This window comes from Nocardioides daeguensis (assembly GCF_019192965.1).
Taxonomy (GTDB): domain Bacteria; phylum Actinomycetota; class Actinomycetes; order Propionibacteriales; family Nocardioidaceae; genus Nocardioides; species Nocardioides daeguensis.
On sequence record NZ_JAHTKU010000003.1, the window covers coordinates 188,277 to 210,949 of the forward strand.

General features: G+C 73.8%; 17 protein-coding genes. 8 read left to right on the plus strand and 9 right to left on the minus strand.

Annotated features, from left to right (window positions below; translation table 11 throughout):
• Window positions 1–56: 56 nt before the first annotated feature.
• The 4 genes from KU893_RS02650 to KU893_RS02665 form a co-directional block, all read right to left on the minus strand.
• The gene (locus tag KU893_RS02650) at window positions 57–422 is read right to left on the minus strand and encodes a DsrE family protein (RefSeq protein WP_218232757.1); all 366 of its coding nucleotides are present in this window, start codon (window positions 420–422) and stop codon (window positions 57–59) included.
• A gap of 126 nt (window positions 423–548) precedes the next feature.
• Window positions 549–1,607: an alpha/beta fold hydrolase gene (locus KU893_RS02655; RefSeq protein ID WP_218232758.1), complete on the minus strand. Its 1,059-nt coding sequence runs from the start codon at window positions 1,605–1,607 to the stop codon at window positions 549–551.
• A gap of 179 nt (window positions 1,608–1,786) precedes the next feature.
• Window positions 1,787–3,424 (minus strand): L-glutamate gamma-semialdehyde dehydrogenase, encoded by a 1,638-nt coding sequence (pruA, locus tag KU893_RS02660; RefSeq protein ID WP_218232759.1) that lies wholly within the window; start codon window positions 3,422–3,424, stop codon window positions 1,787–1,789.
• A gap of 32 nt (window positions 3,425–3,456) precedes the next feature.
• Window positions 3,457–4,392 (minus strand): proline dehydrogenase family protein, encoded by a 936-nt coding sequence (locus tag KU893_RS02665; RefSeq protein WP_218232760.1) that lies wholly within the window; start codon window positions 4,390–4,392, stop codon window positions 3,457–3,459.
• Window positions 4,393–4,474: 82 nt separating this feature from the next.
• On the opposite strand from KU893_RS02665, the gene KU893_RS02670 reads away from it, so the two are divergent.
• Window positions 4,475–5,620: a PucR family transcriptional regulator gene (locus KU893_RS02670; RefSeq protein WP_218232761.1), complete on the plus strand. Its 1,146-nt coding sequence runs from the start codon at window positions 4,475–4,477 to the stop codon at window positions 5,618–5,620.
• Window positions 5,621–5,657: 37 nt separating this feature from the next.
• Here KU893_RS02670 and KU893_RS02675 read toward each other — a convergent pair whose 3' ends face one another.
• Window positions 5,658–6,125, minus strand: coding sequence for a hypothetical protein (locus KU893_RS02675; RefSeq protein ID WP_218232762.1), 468 nt, complete (start codon window positions 6,123–6,125; stop codon window positions 5,658–5,660).
• Between the two features lie 244 nt (window positions 6,126–6,369).
• On the opposite strand from KU893_RS02675, the gene KU893_RS02680 reads away from it, so the two are divergent.
• From KU893_RS02680 to KU893_RS02690, 3 genes are all read left to right on the plus strand, one after another.
• The gene (locus KU893_RS02680; protein ID WP_308167160.1) at window positions 6,370–6,822 is read left to right on the plus strand and encodes an HNH endonuclease; all 453 of its coding nucleotides are present in this window, start codon (window positions 6,370–6,372) and stop codon (window positions 6,820–6,822) included.
• Between the two features lie 26 nt (window positions 6,823–6,848).
• Window positions 6,849–7,538 carry a lysoplasmalogenase gene (locus tag KU893_RS02685; RefSeq protein WP_218232763.1) on the plus strand — a complete coding sequence of 230 codons (690 nt, stop codon included), beginning with the start codon at window positions 6,849–6,851 and terminating at the stop codon, window positions 7,536–7,538.
• Between the two features lie 112 nt (window positions 7,539–7,650).
• A complete protein-coding gene (locus KU893_RS02690; protein WP_218232764.1) occupies window positions 7,651–8,226 on the plus strand; it encodes a HutD/Ves family protein in 576 nt (191 codons plus the stop codon).
• Here KU893_RS02690 and KU893_RS02695 read toward each other — a convergent pair.
• The gene (locus KU893_RS02695) at window positions 8,210–9,682 is read right to left on the minus strand and encodes a calcium-binding protein (RefSeq protein ID WP_218232765.1); all 1,473 of its coding nucleotides are present in this window, start codon (window positions 9,680–9,682) and stop codon (window positions 8,210–8,212) included. The genes KU893_RS02690 and KU893_RS02695 overlap by 17 nt on opposite strands.
• A 222-nt stretch (window positions 9,683–9,904) precedes the next feature.
• On the opposite strand from KU893_RS02695, the gene KU893_RS02700 reads away from it, so the two are divergent.
• Complete coding sequence (locus KU893_RS02700) at window positions 9,905–11,533, plus strand: GMC oxidoreductase (protein WP_218232766.1); 1,629 nt, start codon at window positions 9,905–9,907, stop codon at window positions 11,531–11,533.
• A gap of 67 nt (window positions 11,534–11,600) precedes the next feature.
• On the opposite strand, the gene KU893_RS02705 is transcribed toward KU893_RS02700, so the two are convergent.
• Window positions 11,601–12,260: a response regulator transcription factor gene (locus KU893_RS02705; protein ID WP_257440885.1), complete on the minus strand. Its 660-nt coding sequence runs from the start codon at window positions 12,258–12,260 to the stop codon at window positions 11,601–11,603.
• A complete protein-coding gene (locus KU893_RS02710) occupies window positions 12,257–14,188 on the minus strand; it encodes a sensor histidine kinase (RefSeq protein ID WP_218232767.1) in 1,932 nt (643 codons plus the stop codon). The genes KU893_RS02705 and KU893_RS02710 overlap by 4 nt, the downstream gene beginning before the upstream one ends.
• Window positions 14,189–14,309: 121 nt before the next feature.
• On the opposite strand from KU893_RS02710, the gene KU893_RS02715 reads away from it, so the two are divergent.
• The 3 genes from KU893_RS02715 (at window position 14,310) to KU893_RS02725 (ending at window position 17,116) form a co-directional block, all read left to right on the plus strand.
• Window positions 14,310–15,194: a CPBP family glutamic-type intramembrane protease gene (locus tag KU893_RS02715; RefSeq protein WP_218232768.1), complete on the plus strand. Its 885-nt coding sequence runs from the start codon at window positions 14,310–14,312 to the stop codon at window positions 15,192–15,194.
• Between the two features lie 95 nt (window positions 15,195–15,289).
• Entirely contained in the window at window positions 15,290–15,526 is a 237-nt protein-coding gene (locus tag KU893_RS02720) for a putative antibiotic biosynthesis monooxygenase (protein ID WP_246591636.1), read from the plus strand.
• 24 nt (window positions 15,527–15,550) lie between these two features.
• Window positions 15,551–17,116: a non-homologous end-joining DNA ligase LigD gene (locus KU893_RS02725; RefSeq protein ID WP_218232769.1), complete on the plus strand. Its 1,566-nt coding sequence runs from the start codon at window positions 15,551–15,553 to the stop codon at window positions 17,114–17,116.
• 15 nt (window positions 17,117–17,131) lie between these two features.
• Here KU893_RS02725 and KU893_RS02730 read toward each other — a convergent pair whose 3' ends face one another.
• Complete coding sequence (locus KU893_RS02730) at window positions 17,132–22,672, minus strand: ATP-binding protein (RefSeq protein ID WP_218232770.1); 5,541 nt, start codon at window positions 22,670–22,672, stop codon at window positions 17,132–17,134.
• Between the last annotated feature and the right edge of the window lies 1 nt (window position 22,673).

Consider the following 22,673-nt stretch of genomic DNA (forward strand, 5'->3'; position numbering starts at 1 on the left):
GGATTCCCGCTGGGCACCGCTGCCGCACCCGCGGCGTCGCCGCCTGTGGAGAACGCTCAGTAGCTGAAGGTCGTCGCGCCCTCGTCGCCGATCCACTGCCACATCGGGATCGTGCCGCCGATCTCCGCGCCCTTGACCAGGTTCTCCGGGTCGAGCGCCTTGGCGTTGAAGCACACCGGACAGACCAGGTAGGTCCCGCCCGCCGCGAGGTAGCGCTCGAGCAGCTCGGGCAGCGACGGGCAGCCCTCACACGCGCGGCCGACCGCGACGCCCGGTACGGCGAGCCGGACGGCCTCCTTGGTCAAGAACATCAGGGTCGGGCGCCCCTGCTCGGCCGCGCCGAGCGCGACCAGGAACGCCACGGTGACCCGCTCAGGGTCCTCCATCCCGGTGGTCAGGCTGACCACTGCCTTGTTCGACATCGTCGTCTCCTCCGTCGGTGCGGCGCGTGTTCGCCGATGTCGCCGACGCTAGGAGTCCCCAGTGGCTGCGGGCATCGGCGCCGACGCGCAGTCGGAGCCCGCCCGGGGTCAGTGGACGCGTACGCGTCAGCCGCGCGGGTCGAGCCCGAGGACGCGGCACACCGCGGCGGCGCGCGCCGTACGCCCGGACAGGCCGAGCTTGAGGTAGACGTTGTGGAAGTGACGCTCGACGGTGCGCACGCTGAGCGTCAGCCGGTCCGCGATCGCCGCGTTGTCGAGCCCCTCGGCGGCCAGCAGCAGGATCTCGCGCTCGCGGGCCGAGAGGTGGTCGGCCGGGACGACGACGCGATCGGCCGCGAGGAACCCGGCGACCTCGTCCCGGAACACCGGCCAGGCCGGCTCGTCGGCGAGCAGCACGTGGTTGCGGGAGTCGAGCATCACCAGACGTGCGCCGGGGATGGCGGCGGCCAGACGCGGCCCCCAACCGGGCGCCACCCGGTCGCCCTCGGCGTGCAGGACCAGCGTGGGTGCGGTGATGCCGGGCAGCAGGTCCCGGACGTCGACGGCGTGGCGCGCGATCCGGCTGCACACGGCGTTCTCGGTGTTGGTCGAGGTGCGCTGCAGCTCGTCCATCCAGGCCATCTGCTGCTCGGTCGCGTCCGGGATGAAGGCGTTGGTGAACACCCGCCGGAACAGCGGGTCGGGCCGCGCCCAGCCGGCCCGGATCATCGCCAGGAACGCCGCCTCGGCCGCCTCGTCCTCCTGCTGGATGCCGCCACCCGCCATGCCGCCGTACAGCACCAGCCGGCTCACCCGCTCCGGGTGAGCGCGGGCGTACGCGACCGCGACAGGCGCGCCACCGGACATCCCCAGCACCGCGAACCGCTCGAGCCCGGTCGCCTCGACCAGCGTCTCCAGGTCGGCCAGCCGCCGCTCGAGGGAGAAGTCGGCGACCTCCCACTCGGACAGCCCGAACCCGCGCTCGTCGTACCGGACGACGGTGGCCACCTCGCCCAGGTCGTCGAGGAAGTGGCGCCACACCGGACTCTGCCAGTCGTGCTGCAGGTGACTGAGCCAGCACGAGACGATGAGCAGCGGCGGACCGGCCCCGTGGCGCGCCCAGGCGAGCCGCACGCCGTCGTCGGTGCGACAGAAGCGGACCTCCTGGGTCACGGCCTTCGCCACGAACCGCAGCGTACGCCGCACCGCGGGTCGACCGTCAGGACTTCCTCACCCCGGGCCGTTGAGTCGCCACTTTCTCCCGTTGAGTTGCCACTTTCTCCCGTTGAGTTGCCACATCCTCAACCCGCCCCCTTGAGTCCGGCAGCTCAACGGTGAGTTTGCGCCGACTCAACAGATCAGGATCAGCCCATGTGGGGGTAGCGGTGGTCCGTCGGGGGGACCAGGGTCTCCTTGATCGAGCGGGGGGAGGTCCAGCGCAGCAGGTTGAGCGCGGAGCCGGCCTTGTCGTTGGTGCCGGAGGCCCGGCCACCGCCGAAGGGCTGCTGGCCGACGACGGCGCCGGTGGGCTTGTCGTTGACGTAGAAGTTGCCAGCCGCGAAGCGCAGGCGGTTGCTCGCCCAGTCGATGGCGGCGCGGTCGGTGGCGAGCACCGACCCCGTGAGGGCGTACGGCGCCGCCGACTCGGCCTGCGTGACGACCTCCTCGAACGCGCCGGGCCGGCTGTCGTCGTACACATGGACGACGAGGATGGGACCGAAGTACTCGGTGGAGAACATCTCGTCGGCCGGGTCCTCGGCGACCACGACGGTGGGGCGGACGAACCAGCCGACGGTGTCGTCGACCGTGCCACCCGCGACGACCTGCAGGCCGGGGGTGGCGGCGGCGCGCTCGAGCGCCGCCTTGTGCTTGGCGAACGCACGGGCGTCGATGACGGCGCCGGTGAAGTTGGTGAAGTCGGTCGGGTCTCCGACGGGCAGGGCATCGGTCTGCGCCGCGAGGTCGGCGCCCATCCGCGACCACAGCGAGGCGGGGACGTAGGCGCGCGAGGCGGCCGAGCACTTCTGGCCGGAGAACTCGAAGGCGCCGCGGATCAAGGCGGTGCGCAGCACGTCCGGGTCGGCCGAGGGGTGCGCGATGACGAAGTCCTTGCCGCCGGTCTCGCCGACGAGCCGCGGATAGGTCCGGTACGACGGCAGGTGGGCGCCGACGGTCGACCACAGCTTCTGGAAGGTCGCGGTGGAGCCGGTGAAGTGGATGCCGGCGAGGTCGGGGTGCGCGAGCGCGACCTCGGAGACCGCGAGCCCGTCACCGGGCAGCATGTTGATCACGCCCGGCGGCAGGCCCGCCTCCTCGAGCAGCTCCATGGTGAGCGACGCCGCGAGCTGCTGGGTGGGCGAGGGCTTCCAGATCACCGTGTTGCCCATGAGGGCGGGCGCGGTCGGCAGGTTGCCGGCGATGGCGGTGAAGTTGAAGGGCGTGACCGCGTAGACGAAGCCCTCGAGCGGGCGGTGGTCGGTCCGGTTCCAGATGCCGGGTGCGTTCACGATCGGCTGCTCGGCCAGGACCTGCCGGGCGAAGTGGACGTTGAACCTCCAGAAGTCGATCAACTCGCACGCGGCGTCGATCTCGGCCTGGAAGGAGGTCTTCGACTGGCCCAGCATCGTGGCGGCGTTGAGCCTCTGGCGCCAGGGACCGGCGAGCAGCTCGGCGGCGCGCAGGAGGACGGCGGCGCGCTCGTCGAACGGCAGCGCCTGCCAGCCGGGGGCGGCCTCGCGGGCCGCGGCGATCGCGGACTTGGCGTCGTCAGCGGTGCTGTTGCGCAGCACGCCGAGCACCTTCTGGTGGGCGTGCGGCTGGACGACGGCGATCTCCTCGCCGCCCCCGACGACCTTCTCGCCCCCGATGTGCGCGTCGAGCTGCCGCGTCGCGCCGCCGAGCGCGTCGAGCTGGACGACGAGCGCCTCGCGCTCCGCGCTGCCGGGGGCGTAGGTCAGGTTGGGCTCGTTGACGGGGGCCGGCGGGGTGGTGATGGCGTCCATGTCAGTCCTCTCGGTGGGGGAAGCGAAACAGGTCAGCGGCGCGCGAGGGCGCGCAGGAAGAAGGCGACGTTGGCGGGGCGCTCGGCCAGCCGCCGCATGAAGTACCCGTACCAGTCGGTGCCGAACGGGACGTAGACGCGCATCCGCACGTCCTGGTCGATCATGCGCTGCTCGAGCTCGGGGCGTACGCCGTACAGCATCTGCGCCTCCCAGCGGTCCGCGTCACGGCCGGCACCCACCGCCGAGGCCACCGCACGCTCGAGCATCGCCGGGTCGTGGGTGGCGATCATCGGGTAGCAGTCGGAGGCCATCAGCGCGTCGATCGCGCGCTCGTAGGCGTGGTCGACCTCGGCCTTGCGCTGCAGCGCGACCGACGCCGGCTCGCGGTAGGCGCCCTTGACCAGCCGGATCCGGGCGCCCGTGCCGTCGAGGTCGGCGATGTCTGCGGGGGTACGGCGCAGGTTGGTCTGCAGCACGTTCCCGACCGACGGGTACGACACACGCAGGGCGGCGCCGATCGCGAGCGTCGAGTCGACGGTCGTGTGGTCCTCCATGTCGAGGGTGAGCGTGCAGCCGAGCGCCGCGGCCGCGTCGGCGATCTCGGCGGCGTGGTCGGTCGCGATCGTCGTACCGCCGGGGAGGGCCTGGCCCATCGCGGACAGCTTGAGCGAGACGTCGGCGCCGGCGGCACAGCCGGACTCGGCGAGGGCGGTGAGCAGGTCGCGGTAGGCGTCGCGCATCGCGCGGGCGCCGGCCAGGTCGAGGACGTCCTCGCCGAGCACGTCGATGGTGACCGAGCGGCCGCCGGCGACCAGCCGGCGGGTGGCGGCGACCGCGTCGGCGGTGGTCTCGCCGGGGACGAACCGGTCGACGACCTTGCGGGTGATCGGGAAGGACTCGACCGCGCGGCGGGCCCGGGCGCTGCGGGAGGCGCGGTTCAGGGTGTGGCTCAGGGCCTGGTCCAGCATGTCTCCACGCTAGGAGCGTGGCGGATCACACGAAACCGACATCTGCCACATCTTTCGACCGCCACGGTGTGACACTTGTCCAGTGACCTCACTCGACGACCTCGTGGAGGACATGGCCCGCCTGACCGACGCGCCCTGCACCCTCGAGGACCCCGACTTCCGGCTGATCGGGTTCTCCGACCACCGCGGTGACGACGTCGTCGACTCCATCCGGCAGCGCTCGATCCTGCAGCGCCGCTCGAGCGACGAGGTGCGCTCGTGGTTCCGCGGCCAGGGCATCGAGCACTCCCCCGGCCCCCTGCGGACGCCGGCCGACCCGGACCTCGGGATCGTGGCGCGGCTCTGCGTCCCGGCCCGGCACCTGGACCGGGTGCACGGGTACTTCTGGCTGATCGACCCCGACGGCCGGATCCCGGAGTCCACCTGGCCGGAGGCGACCCGGATCGCGGAGTCCGCGGCCCGCCTGCTCAGCGTCGCCGAGCGTCGCCAGGCCCACCGCGACGCACTCTTCCGCGAGCTGGTCGACGGTGGTCGTCTGGCTGCCCGGGAGTCGGCCGTCGACCTGGCGCAGGCCGGCGGGCTCGACCTGCAGGAGCCGGTCACGTGCGTGCTGCTCGAACGCCCCGAGCTGCTCGACCAGGTGGCCAGCCGCCCGTCACGCGCCGGCCTGGTCTGGGTCCGGTCCAGCCCCGGCGTGGCCTGCGCGGTGGCCCGCGCTTCCCTCGTCGCCGAGACGGACGGGCTCACCGACCTGCTCGGCGCCCTCGGCCTCGGCCGCCGCGTCGACAGCCTGGACCGGGTCACCCGCGCCGCCACCGGCCCCACCGTGCCCGGGGTCGACGCGTTGGCCGCGGCCCACCGCGGCGCCCGGGTCAGCCTGCGCGTCGCCCGCACCGCCGAGCCCGGCACCGTCGTGCGCTGGGAGTCCCTCGGTCCGCTCGCGCTGCTCGGCGTCTCCCGCGACGACGACCTCGAGGCCGCCGTCATCGACCCCGGGGTGCGCGGCTTCCTCGCCGCCGCGGCCCCCGACGTCCTCCACACCGTCCGGGTCTGGCTCGACGAGGCCGGCAGCGCCGGACGTACGGCGGCCCGGCTCGCCGTGCACCGGCAGACCGTCTACCACCGGATCGGACAGGTGGAGGAGGCCACGGGCTACGACCTGGGCCGCGGCCCGGACCGGCTTCGCCTGCACCTCGCGCTGGAGCTCGCGCCGTACCTCAGCCGATGATCCCCGCAGCCGGTGACCGCCACGAGAAGCCGGCGGCTCACACGACCAGGTCGAGCCGGTGCTCGGCGCCGTTGATCGTGAAGCTGTCGCCGGCCTTCAACCCGGCGATCGCCGCGTGCAGCGGCGCATCGGCGGCGATCCCCTCGAGCGTGGTGCCGTCGACGTCGAACGCCTCGGCCGCCACTCCGACGACGTAGTGGTCGCCGCCGAAGGACACGATCGAGCCGTCCGCCACGACCTGGGTGGGCGTGACGTCGAGCGCCTCGACGAGCGCCAGGTCCGCCTGCCGTCGCGCCACGATCCCGCCGAACAGCCGGACCAGGTCACCCCCGGCGTCGGACTGCGAGAGGCCGTCGGTGTCGTGCACGTCGTCGGGGTCGAGCTCGGCCGCCCCGCGCTGGTCGGCCACCGCTTCCCGGGCGCTGGCCAGGGCCGCCTCGGCCCGGCGGCGCAGCGCATCCTTGACCCGCAGCTTGCGGTCCTCGTCCCAGGTCATGTCGTCCATCTGTGCCGTCCTGTCGATCGCGCCGTTCACCGGAACCATGGAAGCACGGACTCGACGCGACGGCTCGCCGTCCGGCCAATTCGGTGGAGGTCACCGCACGCGCCGACGTACATTCGAGGGGTCGGACCTCGCGCAGAGGTCTCCTGCCCTTCATGCCTTCGTGGCCGAACGGAAATACGGACCCTGGACGATCCCTCCGACAGGCACCGTAGGGCCGAGCGGCGACGGCAGCGAGCAAGAAGGGGTGACGGCAGCCATGGCGAGCGTGATGCTGCTCAACGCCTCCTACGAGCCGCTCGGCACGGTGAGCTTCCAGCACGCCGTGCGGATGCTGTTCCGCGAGGTCGCCACCGTCGAGGAGGCGCACGACGACCGGATGATCGGCCCGCACCCGTGGCCGCGGGTGATCCGGCTGGTGCGCTACGTCGCCGCGAAGTGGATGTATCGCCCCGCGGCGTACTCGCGCAGCAACGTCCTCAAGCGCGACCGTCACCGGTGCGCCTACTGCGGCGACCACGCGACGACGATCGACCACCTGGTCCCGCAGAGCCGTGGCGGTGGCTGGACCTGGCTCAACACCGTCGCGGCGTGCAGCCCGTGCAACGGGCGCAAGGCCAACCGCACGCCGACCGAGGCCGGCATGCGGCTGCGGCTCGACCCGTTCGTGCCGACCCGCGCCCAGCTGGCCCTCGGCTGAGGCGACGCAGCACTACAGTTCGGCGGATGCGCACGTCCACGAAGCTCAAGCTCGCCTACGTCGCCCTCGCAGCGGCCGACACCGCCCTGGCGGGGTCACGCCGCCCCTGGGCGCACCGGGTGCGTCACGTCACCAAGCCGCTGCTGCTGCCGGCCCTCGGCTCCGCGCTGGCGACCGACCCGCGCGCCGCGCGGTCGCCGCTGCGGACCACGACGCTCGCGGCGCAGGTCGGGGGCTGGGGTGGCGACGTGCTGCTGCTCGGCGAGGGCGAGCGGGCGTTCGCGGCGGGGGCGACGTCGTTCGGCGTGGGCCACCTCGCCTACCTCTCCGGCTTCCTGCGCCACCGCGACCGTCGTACGCCGATCACGGCGAGCCGCACCGCCCGCGTCATCGGGGGTCTGTGGGCGGCCAGCGGGCCGGTCGTCGCGGCGAAGGCAGCGGGCAGGGACCCCCGGCTGGGCGCGACCCTGCTCGGCTACTCCGCGCTGCTGGCCGCGATGGCTGCGGCCGCCTCCCACCTCGACCCGGCGCTGCCCCGGGACGCCCGGCTGCTGAGCGCCGCCGGCGGCGCGATGTTCCTGGCCTCCGACGCCGTCCTCGGCGCCCGCACCTTCCTGCTGCCCGACGCGCCCGAGCGGCTGGAGTCGGTCGTGATGGCGACCTACACCGGCGCCCAGCTGCTTCTCGCCGAGGGCGCGGCGCGCGCCGGTCGGTGACCCCTCCCGCTGCCGCGCCGATACCGACCTCGCGCCGCGGTGTCTCATATCCCAGACACCGCGGCGCCCCTCGCGGTTCCGTCGCGGTCCGCGATCCGGTGCACTGGTCACGATGAGCACCGAGCCGAGGACGACGATCAGGCGCGCCACCGACCTCCCGCGGGCCCCGTGGCGCAACGGCCGGGGGATGACCACCGAGATCGCCCTCGGCGGCACCCCCGATGACTTCACCTGGCGGGTGAGCCTCGCGGAGGTCGCGCAGAGCGGTGACTTCTCGGCGTTCCCCGGCATCGACCGGATCATCGTGCTGGTCGAGGGCTCCACGATGACGCTGCGGCTGCCCGACCGGACCCGCGTGCTGCGTCGCGACGAGCCGTTCGCCTTCGACGGCGGCGTGCCCGTGCGGTGCACCGTCGAGCAGCCCACCCGCGACCTCAACGTGATGACCCGACGGGGCGCGGCGCGGGCCACCGTGGACGTGCGGGTGCTGGCGGACGGCGACGCGCCGGTCGTCGTACCGGCGGCGGGGACGGTGGTCCTGGTCGTCCTTGAGGGCACCGTCCGGCTGGGCGCGACCGACGACACCACCTTGGGGGCGGGCGACGTCGCGACCACGGGCGAGCGGGTCGAGCTCACCGGCGCGGCTCGGCTGGCGCTCGCCCGGATCGTGCTCAGTCCAGCGGTGTGATCGTCCAGGTGTAGGCCAGGGTGTCGTCCGCCTCGCCGGACTGGGAGTCCTGGTGCCCGGCCAGCGGGGTGGCGAGGTCGGCGGGGTTCCAGTCCGCCACCACCTCGCCCTGAGTGTCGGCGTGGACCTGGTGCGGCTCCTCGCCCCAGGGACAGGTCGCCGTCGCGGTCAGGTCGGCCAGGCCGCCCCACTGGAAGCGGTAGGCCCGGCCGGGCTCGTCGAGGGCCAGGACGAAGGACAGGTCACCGTCCTCGAGGGGGCCACTGCCGTTGATGGTGCAGTACTGCGAGTGGCCCTCGGCGTGCCAGGTCCCGCTGAGACCGGCGCCGAGGAAGTACCAGGTGACGCCGTCCTGGGCGAGCGTGCTGACGACCTCGCCCGTGAGCGACCAGACGGTCGTGGTCTGGTCGCTGTCCCCGACCGTGTGCACCGCGGTGCCCTCGAGGTGCACCCGCCATCGGGCGGGCAGGGCGCCCGCGCGGCAGGAGATCTGCTCCTCGGCGTCGCAGCGGTCCGGGTCGCCCGGGGTGTTCTCGGGCCCCTCGGGCGCACCGCCGTGACAGGTGTCCGCGCCGGGGCCGCCGCGGCAGGTGTCAACCCCGTCGTCGGCGTCGAGGACGTCGTCCCCGCCCCCGCCATCGATCTCGTCGTTGCCAGGTCCGCCGTGCACGTCGGCGTCGTCGCCGTCCCCGAGCAGGATCAGGTCGTCGCCGAACCCGCCGTCCGCGGCCCCGGGTGCGTCGGCCCCGTCAAGCTGGTCGTCCCCGTCCCCGCCGAGCAGCAGCACCCCCGCCGCCTGCGCGCGGAGCAGGTCGTCGCCCGCGCCACCGATCAGCTGCGCCCTGGCCGCGTCCGCGACGAGCGCGTCGTTGCCGGCGTCTCCCCACACCTGGTCGCCGACACCCCCGTCCGTCCAGAGCCGGTCCGCGCCGTCGTCGCCGTGCAGGATGTCCGAACCCGCGCCGCCATGGAGGGCGTCGTCGCCGGGGCCGCCGTCGAGGCGGTCGTCGTACGCGCCGCCGGTGAGCCGGTCGTCGCCGGCGCCGCCCGTGATCGTGACGCCGCGCGCGGTCGTCTGGAGGACGTCGTTCCCCACTCCGCCCTCCACGCGGTCGCCGGCGCCGTTGCCTGCGACCCGGTCGGCGCCGCCCTCGCCGAGCAGCCGCGAGCCCCCGGTGGACCCCGAGACGATCACGTCCTTGCCGCCGCCACCGCAGATGACATCCCGGCCGCCGCGGCCCAGGATCCGGTCGTCGCCGCCGCGGCCGACGATGACGTCCTTGCCACGAGTGCCGCGCAGGACGTCGTCGCCGCTGGTGCCGACGATGGTGGCGCGCAGTCCCCCGCAGCGCGGCTTCGCGGCGGCGTCGGCCGCCGGGACCGGGACGGCGAGGGCCGCCACGAGGGCGGCCAGGCCGCCGAGGGCGCGCAGGCGCCGGCTGGTTCGGGGATGCATGGGTTCCTCTGGTGACCGGAGCGGACAGGAGCGTCCCCAGCATCGAGACCCCCGGCGCCGGGCACCATCCCGGAACCCGGGGGTGCTTCGGGACCCAGAAAGCTGGGGGCGCCGCCGGCAGGAATCCGGGCCCGGCGCAGGTTACCGGCCGGTAAGTAGTGACGAACCCTCACCACAACCGGTAGAACACGTTCTGATCCTGCCCCTTGTGATGGAGGTCACATGTCATCCAGCCCCCGTTCCGCGCCGTCCGGCTTCACCCGTCGCGGGTTCCTGACGACCACCGGTGCAGCCGTCGGAGCCGCGTCCCTCGGACTGCCGGCGCTGACCAGCCCGGCCGCCGGCGCGGCCATCGGCAACGGCGCCCAGGTCCCGGCGCTCGTCATCGGCACCGGGTACGGCGGCGCCGTGGCCGCGCTCCGGCTCGCGCAGGCCGGCGTACCGGTCGAGATGGTCGAGATGGGCATGACGTGGGACACCCCCGGCTCGGACGGCAAGATCTTCCCCAAGGTCACCGCGCCCGACAAGCGCGCCTACTGGCTGCGCACGAAGACGAAGGCACCGGTCAGCAACTTCTTCGGCTTCCCGATCGACAGCAACATCGAGCGCTACACCGGCGTCCTCGACGCCGAGGAGTTCGCCGGCATCACGGTCTACCAGGGCCGCGGCGTCGGCGGCGGCTCGCTGGTCAACGGCGGCATGGCGGTGACGCCGAAGCAGTCCCGGTTCAGCTCGATCCTGCCCTCGGTCGACGCCGCCGAGATGTACGACACCTACTACCCGCGAGCCAACGCCGGCCTCGGCGTCGGCGCCATCGACCCCACCTGGTTCGAGACCGCCGCCTGCTACCAGTACGCCCGGGTCGGCCGGAAGCACGCGCAGCGCTCCGGGTTCGCGTGGACCTTCGTGCCCGACGTCTACGACTGGAACTACATGAAGGCCGAGCAGGCCGGCACCGTCACCCGGTCCGCGCTCGACGGCCAGGTCATGTACGGCAACGACCACGGCAAGAAGTCGCTCGTGCAGACCTATCTCGCGCAGGCGCTCGCCACCGGCCGGGTCAACGTCTCCCCGCTGCACAAGGTCACCTCGGTCGCCCCCGTGTCCGGCGGTCCCGGCTACACGGTGACGATCGACCAGATCAACACCACCGGCGACGTCGTCGCGACCAAGACCGTCACCGCCGCGAAGGTGTTCTTCGCCGCCGGCAGCGTCGGCACCAGCAAGCTGCTGGTCAAGCTCAAGGCGACCGGCGTGCTCCCCAACCTCAACGGCGAGATCGGCAAGGGCTGGGGCGACAACGGCAACGTCATGTGCGGGCGCGCCAACCACATGTGGGACCCGACCGGCGAGCTGCAGTCGACGATCCCCTGCTCGGGCATCGACAACTGGGACGCGGGCGGCGCCTTCGCCGAGGTCGCTCCCCTGCCGACCGGCATCGAGACCTACGCCTCGCTGTACCTCTCGATCACCCGCACCACCCGGCGCGCGGAGTTCAGCTGGAACGCCTCGACCGGCAAGGTCGACCTGTCCTGGCAGACCGCGTGGAAGCAGGACTCGATCACCATGGCCAAGACGATCTTCGACAAGATCAACAGCAAGGAGGGGACGATCTACCGCACCGACCTCTTCGGCGGCTACAAGGTCTGGCAGGACGGGCTCACCTACCACCCGCTGGGCGGCGCCGTCCTCAACAAGGCCACCGACAACTACGGCCGCCTCGCCGGGTACGACGGCCTGTACGTCATCGACGGCGCTCTGATCCCCGGCAACACCACGGTCAACCCGTTCGTCACGATCACCGCGCTCGCCGAGCGCAACATCGACAACATCCTGGCCAACGACATCTGAGCGTCGGCCTCCCCGGTCGCCGCGGCCCCACCGCCTTGGGGGGTGGTGGGGCCGCGGTGCGCCCGGTTCAGGGCGTGCCGAGGCCCGCCTGGCGCGCCCGCACCACGGCCTGGGCGCGATCGGCGACCTGCAGCTTGGCGTAGACCGCGCTGACGACGTTCCGCACGGTCTTCGGGCTGAGGAACAGGGTGCGGGCGATGTCGGCGTTGGCGAGACCGTCGGCCAGGAGATCGAGGATCTCCCGCTCGCGCGCCGTCAGCTCCGGGAAGGGGCTCGGGTCGGCCGGCAGGCCACGGTCCAGGCCCTCGGTGAGGAAGCGGCGGATCCGGCCGGCGACGGCGGCGCCGTACACCGCCTCACCGCGCGCCACGCTGCCCACGGCGGCGAGCAGCTCGGAGCCGGAGGCGCCCTTGAGCACGTAGCCCCGTGCTCCGGCCCGCAGCGCGGCGAACACCGAGGCGTCGTCCTCGCTCATGGTCAGCACGAGGACGCCGAGGCCGGGGTCGGCGTCGACCAGCCGGCGGGTCGCCTCGATGCCGGACAGGCCGGGCATCGTCAGGTCCATCACCACGACGTCCGGGCGGGTGTCGCCGACGACGCGGACGGCCTCCTCGCCGTCCCCGGCCTCGCCGACGACCTCGGCGCCACCGAGGTGCTCGAGGACGGCACGCAGCCCCTCCCGCACCATCGGGTGGTCGTCGACCAGCACGACCCGCAGTCCGTTCACCGGTCCTCCTTCCACGGCAGCTCGGCGCGCACGATGGTGCCAGCACCGGGTGCCGCTCCGCGCCAGAACCGGCCACCCACCTCGGCGGCGCGCTCGCGCATGCTGGCGGACCCGACGCCCTCGACCACGGGGTCGGGCATCCCTCGCCCGTGGTCGCGGACCTGCACCCGCAGCCACGCCCCCTGCACGTCGACCGCGATCGTCACCGCGTCCGCCCCCGCGTGCCGGACCGCGTTGGCCAGCGCCTCCTGGGCGATCCGGTACGCCGCCACCTCGACGGCCGCGGGCAGCTCCGGCAGCGTCGTCGCCTCCACCCGTACCCGGGGGCCGGCACCGGGCGTCAGCGCGAGGTCCTCCAGCGCCCCGACCAGGCCCAGCTCGTCGAGCGCCGCGGGCCTCAGCTCGTGCACGATGCGACGCACGTCGCCGATGAGCGTCCCGGCCAGCTCCCGGGCCCGCGCGGTCGCCCGGACGCCGACGTCCTCGCGCTCGCCGGCGAGCGCGATGGCGAGGTCCAGCTCCATCCCGATCGCCGCCAGCCCCGGCCCGAGCCCGTCGTGCAGCTCGCGGCGCAGCCGGCGCCGCTCCTCCTCGCGCGCAGACACGAGGAGCGCGCGCGAGCGTCGTACCTCCGCGTCGAGGCGGGCCGTCGCGAGAGCCAGCGCGAGTGGACGGGCCAGCTCGGCGAGCACGGCCTCGTCGGCGGCGGAGAGCCGCTCGTCGGGCGAGCGCCGCGCCACCCGCAGCTCACCCTCGGCGCGGCCGGCCGCGACGAGCGGCACGGTCAGGCCGTCGGTCGGCACGCTGCCGTGGGCCGAGACGGTCCGGCCGGCGCCATCGAGGACCGTCGCCGCCGGCAGCCGCAGCGTGGTCGCGACGACGTTGGCCGCGCCCCTCAGCGGCGTCTCCGAGGCGTCCTCGAGCCGGCGCCCCAGCAGCGAGAGCGCCGTCGCCGGGTCGCTGCGGTCGCCGAACAACAACCGGGCAAGAGACCGCTGCACCTGGTCACGCACCGGCGCGAACCCGACCGCCACCACCGCGGCGCCCAGGATCGGCACGTCGACGACGGCGACGACGGCGAGGTAGACGCCGAGCAGGACGGCGGAGGCGACGACGTGGACGAGGGTACGGCGGACCACGACCTCGATCTCGAACAGCCGGTGCCGGAACACCGAGAACGCCACCGCCACCGGCAGCGTCGTCAGGGCCAGGGCGACCAGCCACAGCCCGAGCACCGACCCGACCGGCAGCGCCGCGTCGACGACGACCGCGACGGCGACGGCGAGCCCCGCGCCGAGCAGCGGGTACATCTGCCGGCGCTCGGCCTCGCCGCGGTCGCCGCGCAGCCGGCTCACCAGGGCGGCCGAGCCGGCGACGACCGCGGTGACCATGACCGTGGCGAACGCCGGGCCGGCCACGTCGTCGGTCGAGAGCCGGCCGACCGGGTTCTCGACGACGACGCCCCACGCCCAGGCCTCGTCGCGCAGCATGAGGACCACCGTGAGCGCGACGCCGAGGACCACCTCGCCGACCATGACGGGCCGCCACGCGCGAGACGGCAACCGGCCGTCCGGCAGGAGCAGCAGGAGCAGCAGTGCTGGCACCAGGCCGACGACGAAGACCCAGTTGGTGGTCCAGAACGCGAGCGCCTCCAGCGGCCAGCCGCGGGCGTGCGCGGCGACGGCGTACCCGCCGGCCGCGGCCTGCGCGGCCAGCCCCAGGGCGCAGACGCCGAACAGCCAGCCGATCGGCTGGCGCGGCAACCGGGACAGCACCAGCCCACCGACGGCGGCACAGCTCAGGCCGACCGCCACGTCGAGACCGAGGTAGCCCGGCTCGGGCGCCTCGGCGTACCAGGCCAGGGCCACACCGGCGACCAGCAACGCCAGGACCGTCACGGGCACGAGGAGGGCCGACGGTCGAGTCACCGGCACATCCTCGCGGACCCCGCCGGGTGCCGACCAGGGACACCGGTCCCGACTCCACCGGTGACCAGGACGGGACTGCAGCCTCCTGCGCCGGGACGGGTCCGAGCGATGGAGTGCGGCCATGACGACCACGCCCCTCGCGGCACCGCCGCACTCCCCCGACCGCACCCGGCGTCTGCGCCGCGGACTCGCCGCCTTCGCCGCCACCGAGGTGGTCGCCACCGTCGGCCTGGTCCTGGTGGCCCGGGCCAACGGCGCCGACGTCGGGAACCTCGACGACGTGCCGGTCGCCGGCCAGCTGGCGCTGTTCGGCGGCGCCTTCGTCCCGACCGTCTCGATGCTCGTGGCCTGGCTGGTCAGCCGGATCGGCCCCGACTGGGGCTTCCGGCGCGTGCGGCTCCGGCTGCTCGCGGTCGCCTGGCTGGTCCCGGTCCTCTCCGCCGCGTTCGCCTACCTCCCGGCCTGGCTGAGCGACGTCGCCGGCTTCGAGGTCACCGAGCTCGAGGAGCAATTCGGCGGCCTGCCCGCGCCGGTCGCCGTCCTCGTCGCCCTGCTGCCGGGCCTGGTCCCGTGGATCGCCCTGGCCCTCGGAGAGCAGCTCGGCTGGAGCTCCTGGCTGGTCGTGCGGATGGCGGAGGTCGCGGGGCGCGGCACGGTCGCGACGACGTACGGCATCGCGTGGGGGCTCGCCCACGTCCCGCTCATGGTGCTCATCCCGGGTGCCGTCCCCGACGGGATCCCGCTGGCGTACGCCGTCGCCCTGTTCCTCACCCAGACCACCGCGCTCGCCTGGCCGTTGGTGTGGCTGCGCCTGGACAGCCGCAGCATCTGGCCGGTCCTGGTGCTCCACGCCGGCCTGAACGCGAGCATCTACTTCGTCGGCGACCTGCTGACCGTGGCCGGTCCCCGCACGGAGTGGTACCTCGGCGAGGGCGCGCTGCTGACCGCGGTGGGGACCGCACTCGCCGTCGGGGCCACCGCGCGGTGGTGGCGCACGGCGCGCTGAGCGGCGCAGGTCACACGAGGGGCCGGGACTACCCCGGCCCCTCGGGGGTGTTCACCAGACCCGGCCCCTTCCGGCCGGCCGACCTGAGGAGCACGATGTCCGAGCTCGCCGTCCCCGCCCCCTCGCGCCACCAGCTCGCCCTCATGATCTGGCTCGCGGTGTTCCCGACGCTCACCGTGCTCAACCTGCTGCTCGGCGGCTGGCTCGGCGACCTGCCCGTGGTGCTGCGCACCTTCGTGCTCGCGACGATCGCGGTGCCGATCGTGGTCTACGGCATCGTCCCGCGCCTGCACCGCCTACGCGCCCGCGTGCTGCGCGGCCCGCATGGATGAGGCCGGGGCGGGCACCGCTCGCGCATGGGTGAGCTGCTCGAGCGGTACCGGCGCAAGCGGGACTTCACGCGCACGCCCGAGCCCGCGGGCGCCGTGGCGGGCGGTCGCGACGGCGCGCGGTTCGTCGTCCAGCGCCATCGGGCCCGCAGGCTGCACTACGACCTGAGGTTCGAGATCGACGGTGTCCTGGTGAGCTGGGCGGTGCCGAAGGGGCCGACCCTGGACCCCGGGACGCGGCGGCTGGCCGTGCACGTCGAGGACCACCCCATCGAGTATCTGCACTTCGAGGGCGTCATCCCGTCCGGGCAGTACGGCGGCGGCGACGTCATCGTGTGGGACACCGGGACCTGGCAGCCGGTGAAGACCGACGACCCGCGGGCCGCCGTACGCGACGGCGAGCTGCACGCCGAGGTGCACGGCCACAAGCTGCACGGCCGGCTCGTGCTGGTGCGGACCGGCGACGAAGGCGACCGGGAGTCGTGGATGCTCCTGCACAAGCGCGACCAGCACGCAGTCGACGGCTGGGACCCCGAGGAGCACCCGCGCTCCGTGCTGACCGGGCGCACCAACGACGACGTCGCCGCGGACCCGGACCGGGCCTGGCGCTCGGGCGCCCCGGCCTCCGAGGCCGAGGAGGTGCTGCTGCCCGATCCCCTGCCGGACGAGGCCGTCGCCGAGCTCGAGGACCTCGGCGAGCAGGGCACCTGGGAGGTGTTCGACCGCAGGCTGAAGGTCACCAACCTCGACAAGGTGCTCTTCCCCGGCGACCCGCCGGTCACCAAACGGGAGCTGCTCGCCTACACGGCCCGGATCGCTCCCGTCGCGCTCCCCTACCTCCGGGGGCGGCCGCTCAACCTGCACCGCTACCCCGACGGCGCCGACGCGCCGGGGTTCTGGCACAAGCAGCGGCCCGACCACGCGCCGGAGTGGCTCGGCGCCTGGGACAACCCGGACGCCGATCCCGGCGAGACGACGACCTACGTCGTCGCGGACGAGCCCGCCGCGCTGGTGTGGGCCGCCAACTTCGGCGCGCTCGAGTGGCACCCGTGGACGTCTCTGGTGGCCTCACCGCAGGAGCCGACGTACGCCCTCGTCGACATCGACCCGGGCGAGCACACCACGTGGGAGGAGGTGCTGACCCTCGCCCGGCTGCACCGCACCGCGCTGGACCACCTCGGTGTCCTCGCGCGGCCCAAGGTCACCGGGCGCCGCGGCATCCAGGTGTGGATCCCGGTGGTCGCCGGCTACACCTTCGACGACACGCGGGCCTGGGTGGAGCGGCTGTCCCGGACGGTCGGCAAGGTCCTCCCGGACCTGGTCAGCTGGAAGTGGGAGGTCCGAGCCCGGAAGGGACGGGCCCGGCTCGACTACACGCAGAACGCGGTCAACAAGACCCTGGTCGCGCCGTACTCGCCGCGCCCGGCTGCCGGGGCGCCCGTCTCGGTGCCGATCGGGTGGGGCGAGCTCGACGACCCCGAGCTGCGCCCCGACCGCTGGACGATCCGGACGGTCCTCGACCGGCTGGCCGCCCGAGGCGATCCGTTCCGGGCGCTGCTCGGCGCGGGCCAGGAGCTGCCCGAGATCAGCTGAGGGACCTGGCCGAGATCAGCCGCGCCAGCTCCGCTCGATCACCTCGACCACCTTCGGCCGCAGGTCGCTCGCCGCGATCACCTCGTCGACCGAGCCGACCCGCACCGCGCGGTGGATGTCGTGGACGCCGTCGAACTCGGCCGCGACCTCGGCGATCTTGTCGGCCCGCAGCTGTGCCCTCAGCTCGGCGAGCTCGACGACCAGGGCGCCGCGCTCACCGTCCTGGGCGTGGTCGATCCGCTCCTGGAGCTCGGCGACCTTCGGGTCGGAGGCCGCCCGCTTGGCGACCTCGGCGGCGAACACGACGGCCGCGGCCGGGGCACCACCGAGCACCGACGCGTAGGAGCCCTCGATCGCGAGCACCGTCATCCCCGGGTTCAGCTGCTTGGAGAACACGACGAACGCGCCTCCGTGGTAGCGGGAGATCACGCAGAACACGATCGGGCCCTCGAAGTTGACGATCGCGCGGCCGATCTCGGCGCCGTACTCCAGCTGGAGGTTGCGCATCGACTCCGGGGATCCGTCGAAGCCCGACAGGTTCGCCAGCACGACGAGCGGCCGGTTGCCGGAGGCGGCGTTGATCGCGCGCGCCACCTTCTTCGACGACCGCGGGAACAAGGTGCCCGCGGTGTAGGTGTCCGGGCCGTCGGTGGGCGGGAAGCCGGCGCGCGGCACCGGCTTCGACTCGATGCCGACCAGGCTGACCGGATAGCCACCGATCCGGGTGTCGACGACCACCGCCGTGTCGGCGTCGGCCATGCCGGCCCAGCGTTCGAGCATCTCGTGGTCGGCGTCGGCCAGCGCCCGCATCACGGTGCGGATGTCGAACGGCTTCTTGCGGTCGGGGTTGTGCTCGGGCGAGAAGACCTCGCCGACGGTCGAGAAGTCCGCGCCCGGGTGCGGGTACGACGTCACGTCGCGCTCGACCGGGTCGGTCGAGGGCGCGCGCCGCGGCCCGGTCTCGCCGGGAGCGACGTAGGTGTGGTCGTAGTGCGCCATCAGCACGCCGAACGCGCCAGCCAGGTCGGGGACCCAGTACTGCGCCTGGCCGTTGGGCCCCATCACCCGGTCGTAGCCGCCGATGCCGTGGTTGTCCTCGGCCGAGACGCCACCGGAGAAGTCGAGGGACTGCTTGCCGGTGAGCACCATCGCGCTGTCCGGGGTCATCACGAGGATGCCCTTGGTATGCATCAGCATCGTGGCCTCGGCGTTCCAGTACGGCTGGGCCCCGACGTTGATCCCGGCGACCACGATGTTGATCTCGCCGCCGGCCTGGGTGAAGTGGACGATCCGGCGCAGCGCGGCGGCCACCCAGTCCATGTTCTCGGTGCCGCTCTCCATCGAGATCCGGGCACCGGCGGAGACGGCGAACCACTCGACCGGGACACCCATCTGCTCGGCGAGGTCGATCGCCGCGATCACCCGGGCGCACTCGGGCTCCGAGAGCGCGCCGAGGGACATGAGCGGGTCGCCGCAGAGCACGACGCGGGTGACGCCCTCGGGGTGCAGCGACGTCGGGGTGGAGACGACGGCGACGATGATGCCCGCGGTGTTCTGCCCCGGCGCCCGGTCGACGGGCACCAGGACACCGTTCGCGTCGAGGTCGTGCTCGACCACGGTGCCGCCGCCGGCGAGCACCGGCTGCAGCTCGTAGGGGTAGACCAGCCCGCGCCGGCGGGCGCGCAGCACCTTGCCGGCGTAGTCGTCGAGCGGGGCCAGCGGCTCGGTCGGCGGCGCGACCACGTCGGCCACGACGCCCGCGCCGGGCTTGGCATGGAAGCGGATCGCCAGCGGGGTCGGCGCACCGCCGTCGGGGCCCGCGACCCGGCCCTCGGCGAGCACCTCCTCGATGCCCGCGCCTTCGCTGAGCGGCGTGATCTTGCCCTGCAGCGCGGTCAGCTGGTCGAGGTCGGCGTCAACCACCGGCCACACCGTGACCCACACGTGGTTGACGTCGAGCTTGGTGCCCTCGCGGCCACGCGCCGTACGCACCCGGCGGATCGCCTCGAGACAGTTCTCGACGGCGCGCTCGGCGTGCGGGAGCGCGATCACCCGCCCCTCGTCATCGCGGACGACGGCCAGCTGGCGCACCTGCGCCGCGGCGACCAGGCGCCGGTCGGCGGGGTTGGTGCGGGCGACGCACTCGTAGAGCAGCACGTCGTCGGGCGCGGCGAGCCGGGTCACGTCGAACTCCCGCAGCCGCCACAGGTTGAGCCGGCGCCCGACCATCGGGTGCATGCCGCGGATCAGGGTGTCCTCCACCAGCTCGCCACCGTCGCGACGGAACGTGAAGTAGTCGACCGGCTGCGGCGCGCTCGGGCAGATCGCGACCGAGACGCGACGGGCGCGGGCGGCGAAGTCCTGGCCCGCGAGCATCTTGGCGACCTCGGCCGAGGCCCTGTCGGGGTCGGCGGGAGCGTCGGGCCAGCGCAGGTAGATCTCGACGACATCGTCGTGGTCCTCGGTCAGCGCGGCGGTGATCGCCGCGCCGAGGGCACTGGCGGGGTCGGCCAGCTCGGCCACGTCGCCGATCGTGGAGACGACCCGCGTGGCGCCCTTGTCGTCGGTGGCGTACTCGGCGTGCACCACCGGGCGGTCGCCGTGCTCGCCGGCCGAGGTGACGGTCAGGTCGTGCAGGTCGTACTCGAGGTAGTGGCGCCGGATCAGCACCTCCAGCAGGGGCTCCCGCCCGGGCAGGCCGTCGGCGAGCCGGTCGCGGAGGAAGCCGACGAGCGGCTCGGGGATCGCGGTCAGAGCGGCGATCCGGGCGTCGCGGTCGGGAGTGGCGTCGTCGGTGAGGGCGGCGACCTCGGCAGCCACGCCCTCGAGCACCGCGCGCCGCTCGTCGTCGACCAGCGGCTGGTCGAACCAGGCGAACCGGACCGACCGGGCCAGGTCGCCGACCACCGCGAACCGGAGCTGGGTGGCCCGCACGAGGCGCTCGAGCAGCGCCCGCGCCTCGGCCCGCTCCTCGGCCGGGGGCGGCGGCGGCGTGCTCAGCCAGCGCTGCAGCACACCGACGGCGATGTCGACGTCGGAGGGGTGCTGCTGGGCCAGGAACACCCGGAACACCGCCCGCTCCAGCTGGGGCGTGCGCTCGAGGTCGGTGATGCCGTAGTGCCCGAGCACCCGGAGCAGCTTGTCGCGGAAGTGGTCCGGGAACGCGCCACGGTCGGGGTCGAGGCTGCGCAGGTAGGTGTGGAAGTGCTCCCGCGAGCTGTGCACCCGCAGCTCGGTGTGCCCCTCGTCGCCGGCGGGCCGGTTGCGACTGAGCTCGGCGAAGTCGGCGAAGAGGGCGAGCAGGTCCATCTCGGCGCGCAGCGCGCCCGGCTCGCGGGTCGCGAGGTGAGTGGCGAGCAGGGTGCCGCGCTGGTCGGGCGCGACGTCGTAGCCGAGGAGCTGGCCGCTGAGTGCGCCCAGGCAGTCGGTGGCGACGCTCGCCCGGTGCGAGGTCGGCAGGTCGAGGTCGACGGCCGACGCCGCGCCGGCGTCGGCGGCGGCCTCGTCGGCGTCGCCGGTCGGGTCCAGGCGCACCAGCGGCGCGCCGGTCTCGACCTGGCCGCCGACGCGGACCATCAGCTCCTTGATCCGGCCGGCGAACGGCGCGGAGAGGACGGTCTCCATCTTCATCGACTCGAGCACCAGCACCGGCTGCCCGGCGGCGACCTCATCACCGACGGCGACCGGGGTGGCGACCACGAGAGCCGGCGCGGGCGAGCGCACCATGCCGCCCTCGTCGCGGCTGACCCGGTGCATGACGTCGTCGACCTCGACGACGTGGACCGTCCCGTGGGTGGCGGTGACCAGCCGGTAGCGGTGGCCGTCGAGCGTCAGCCGACCGTGCACGTCGTCGATCCGGTCGAGCACGGCGGTCACGGTGCGCTCGGCACCTCCGCCGGCGACGGTCACGTCGTACTGCGCCGGTCCGGTCTGCCGCACCGTGAGGGCGTAGGTCGTCCCGCGCAGCTTGAGCTCGATGGTGCGGGACGGGTCGTGCTGGACCTGCGGGCGCCCGCCCTGCGCAGCCTGCAGGAAGCGGGCGATCTCGGCGCGCTCCTCCTCGTCGTAGGCCTCGATGGCGGCCGCGACGAGCGCGACGCCGGAGTGCCGGGCCGACTGCAGCCGGCCCTCGCCGCGGACCCGGTCGATCCAGCCGGTGTCGGCCCACCGCACGGGGGGCTTCGCCCCCCGTGTGCCCCCCGACGAGGCATCGTGGTCGCTTCGCTCCCCGCTCCCTGCCTCCCGCCGGGCCAGGCTCGCTTCGCTCGCGGGCCCGACGACCTCGGGCTGGTCGAGCAGGTCGAGGATGAAGCTCTTGTTGGTGGCGCCGCCTTCGATGACGACGGTGGTCTCCCCCATCGCGCGGCGCAGGCGGGCCAGCGCCTGCTCGCGGTCGGCGCCCCACGCGATGACCTTGGCGATCATCGAGTCGAAGTCGGCGGGGATGACGTCGCCCTCGGCGACGCCGGTGTCGACCCGGATGCCCGGTCCGGCGGGCAGCTCGAGCCGGCTGATCCGGCCCGGGGCGGGCGCGAAGTCGCGGTCGGGGTCCTCGGCGTTGAGTCGGGCCTCGACGGCGTGGCCCCGCTCGACCGGCCGCTCGCCGGACAGGGGGATGCCCCGCGCCACCTGGATCTGCAGGGCGACCAGGTCGGTGCCGGTCACCTCCTCGGTGATCGGGTGCTCGACCTGGAGCCGGGTGTTGACCTCGAGGAACGCGAAGGTGCGCTCGCCGGGGTGGTAGAGGAACTCGACGGTGCCGGCGCCGGCGTAGCCGACCGCGTTGGCGAGTCGCTCGGCCGCCGCCTTGAGGTCGGCGGTCTGGGCGTCCTCGAGCAGCGGCGAGGCCGACTCCTCGATGACCTTCTGGTTGCGGCGCTGCACGGAGCAGTCGCGCACGCCGATCGCCCACGCGGTGCCCTGGCCGTCGGCGATCACCTGGACCTCGACGTGGCGGGCGTCGGTGACCAGCTTCTCCAGGAAGACCACGCCGCTGCCGAACGCGCGCTCGGCCTCGTCGCGGGTGCGCTGGTAGGCGTCGGTGAGCTCCTCGGCGGACGTGACCTTCCGGATGCCCCGACCGCCGCCACCGGCGGTGGCCTTGAGCATCAGCGGGTAGCCGATCCGCTCGGCGCTGGCGAGCGCCGCCTCGAGGCTGTCGACGCCGCCGCGGCTCCACGGCGCCACGGGTACGCCGACCTCCTCGGCGATCAGCTTCGAGCCGATCTTGTCGCCGAGCCGGCGCATCGCCTCGGCGCCGGGGCCGATGAAGGTGACCCCGAGCCGCGCACACAGCTCGGCGAACGCCGGGTCCTCGGCCACGAAGCCCCACCCGACCCAGGCCGCGTCCGCCCCGCTCGCGGTCAGCGCCCGCTCGAGGACGGCGAGGTCGAGATAGGGCCGGTCCGCGGCCGCGCCGAGCAGGTAGGCCTCGTCGGCCTCCCGCACGAAGGCCGAGCCGGCATCGACGTCCGTGTGCAGCGCGATGGTGCGGATCTGCTCGTTCCCGGACGTGGGCCGGGCGTTGATGTCCCGCACGGCGTGGATCAGACGCATC

Coding starts and splice junctions, on each gene's coding strand:
- KU893_RS02730 (WP_218232770.1), bottom strand. CDS start 22,672: ATGCGTCTGATCCACGCCGTGCGGGACATCAACGCCCGGCCCACGTCC.
- KU893_RS02725 (WP_218232769.1), top strand. CDS start 15,551: ATGGGTGAGCTGCTCGAGCGGTACCGGCGCAAGCGGGACTTCACGCGC.
- KU893_RS02685 (WP_218232763.1), top strand. CDS start 6,849: ATGCGCACGTCCACGAAGCTCAAGCTCGCCTACGTCGCCCTCGCAGCG.
- pruA (WP_218232759.1), bottom strand. CDS start 3,424: ATGGACGCCATCACCACCCCGCCGGCCCCCGTCAACGAGCCCAACCTG.
- KU893_RS02715 (WP_218232768.1), top strand. CDS start 14,310: ATGACGACCACGCCCCTCGCGGCACCGCCGCACTCCCCCGACCGCACC.
- KU893_RS02690 (WP_218232764.1), top strand. CDS start 7,651: ATGAGCACCGAGCCGAGGACGACGATCAGGCGCGCCACCGACCTCCCG.
- KU893_RS02695 (WP_218232765.1), bottom strand. CDS start 9,682: ATGCATCCCCGAACCAGCCGGCGCCTGCGCGCCCTCGGCGGCCTGGCC.
- KU893_RS02675 (WP_218232762.1), bottom strand. CDS start 6,125: ATGGACGACATGACCTGGGACGAGGACCGCAAGCTGCGGGTCAAGGAT.
- KU893_RS02720 (WP_246591636.1), top strand. CDS start 15,290: ATGTCCGAGCTCGCCGTCCCCGCCCCCTCGCGCCACCAGCTCGCCCTC.
- KU893_RS02700 (WP_218232766.1), top strand. CDS start 9,905: ATGTCATCCAGCCCCCGTTCCGCGCCGTCCGGCTTCACCCGTCGCGGG.
- KU893_RS02650 (WP_218232757.1), bottom strand. CDS start 422: ATGTCGAACAAGGCAGTGGTCAGCCTGACCACCGGGATGGAGGACCCT.
- KU893_RS02665 (WP_218232760.1), bottom strand. CDS start 4,392: ATGCTGGACCAGGCCCTGAGCCACACCCTGAACCGCGCCTCCCGCAGC.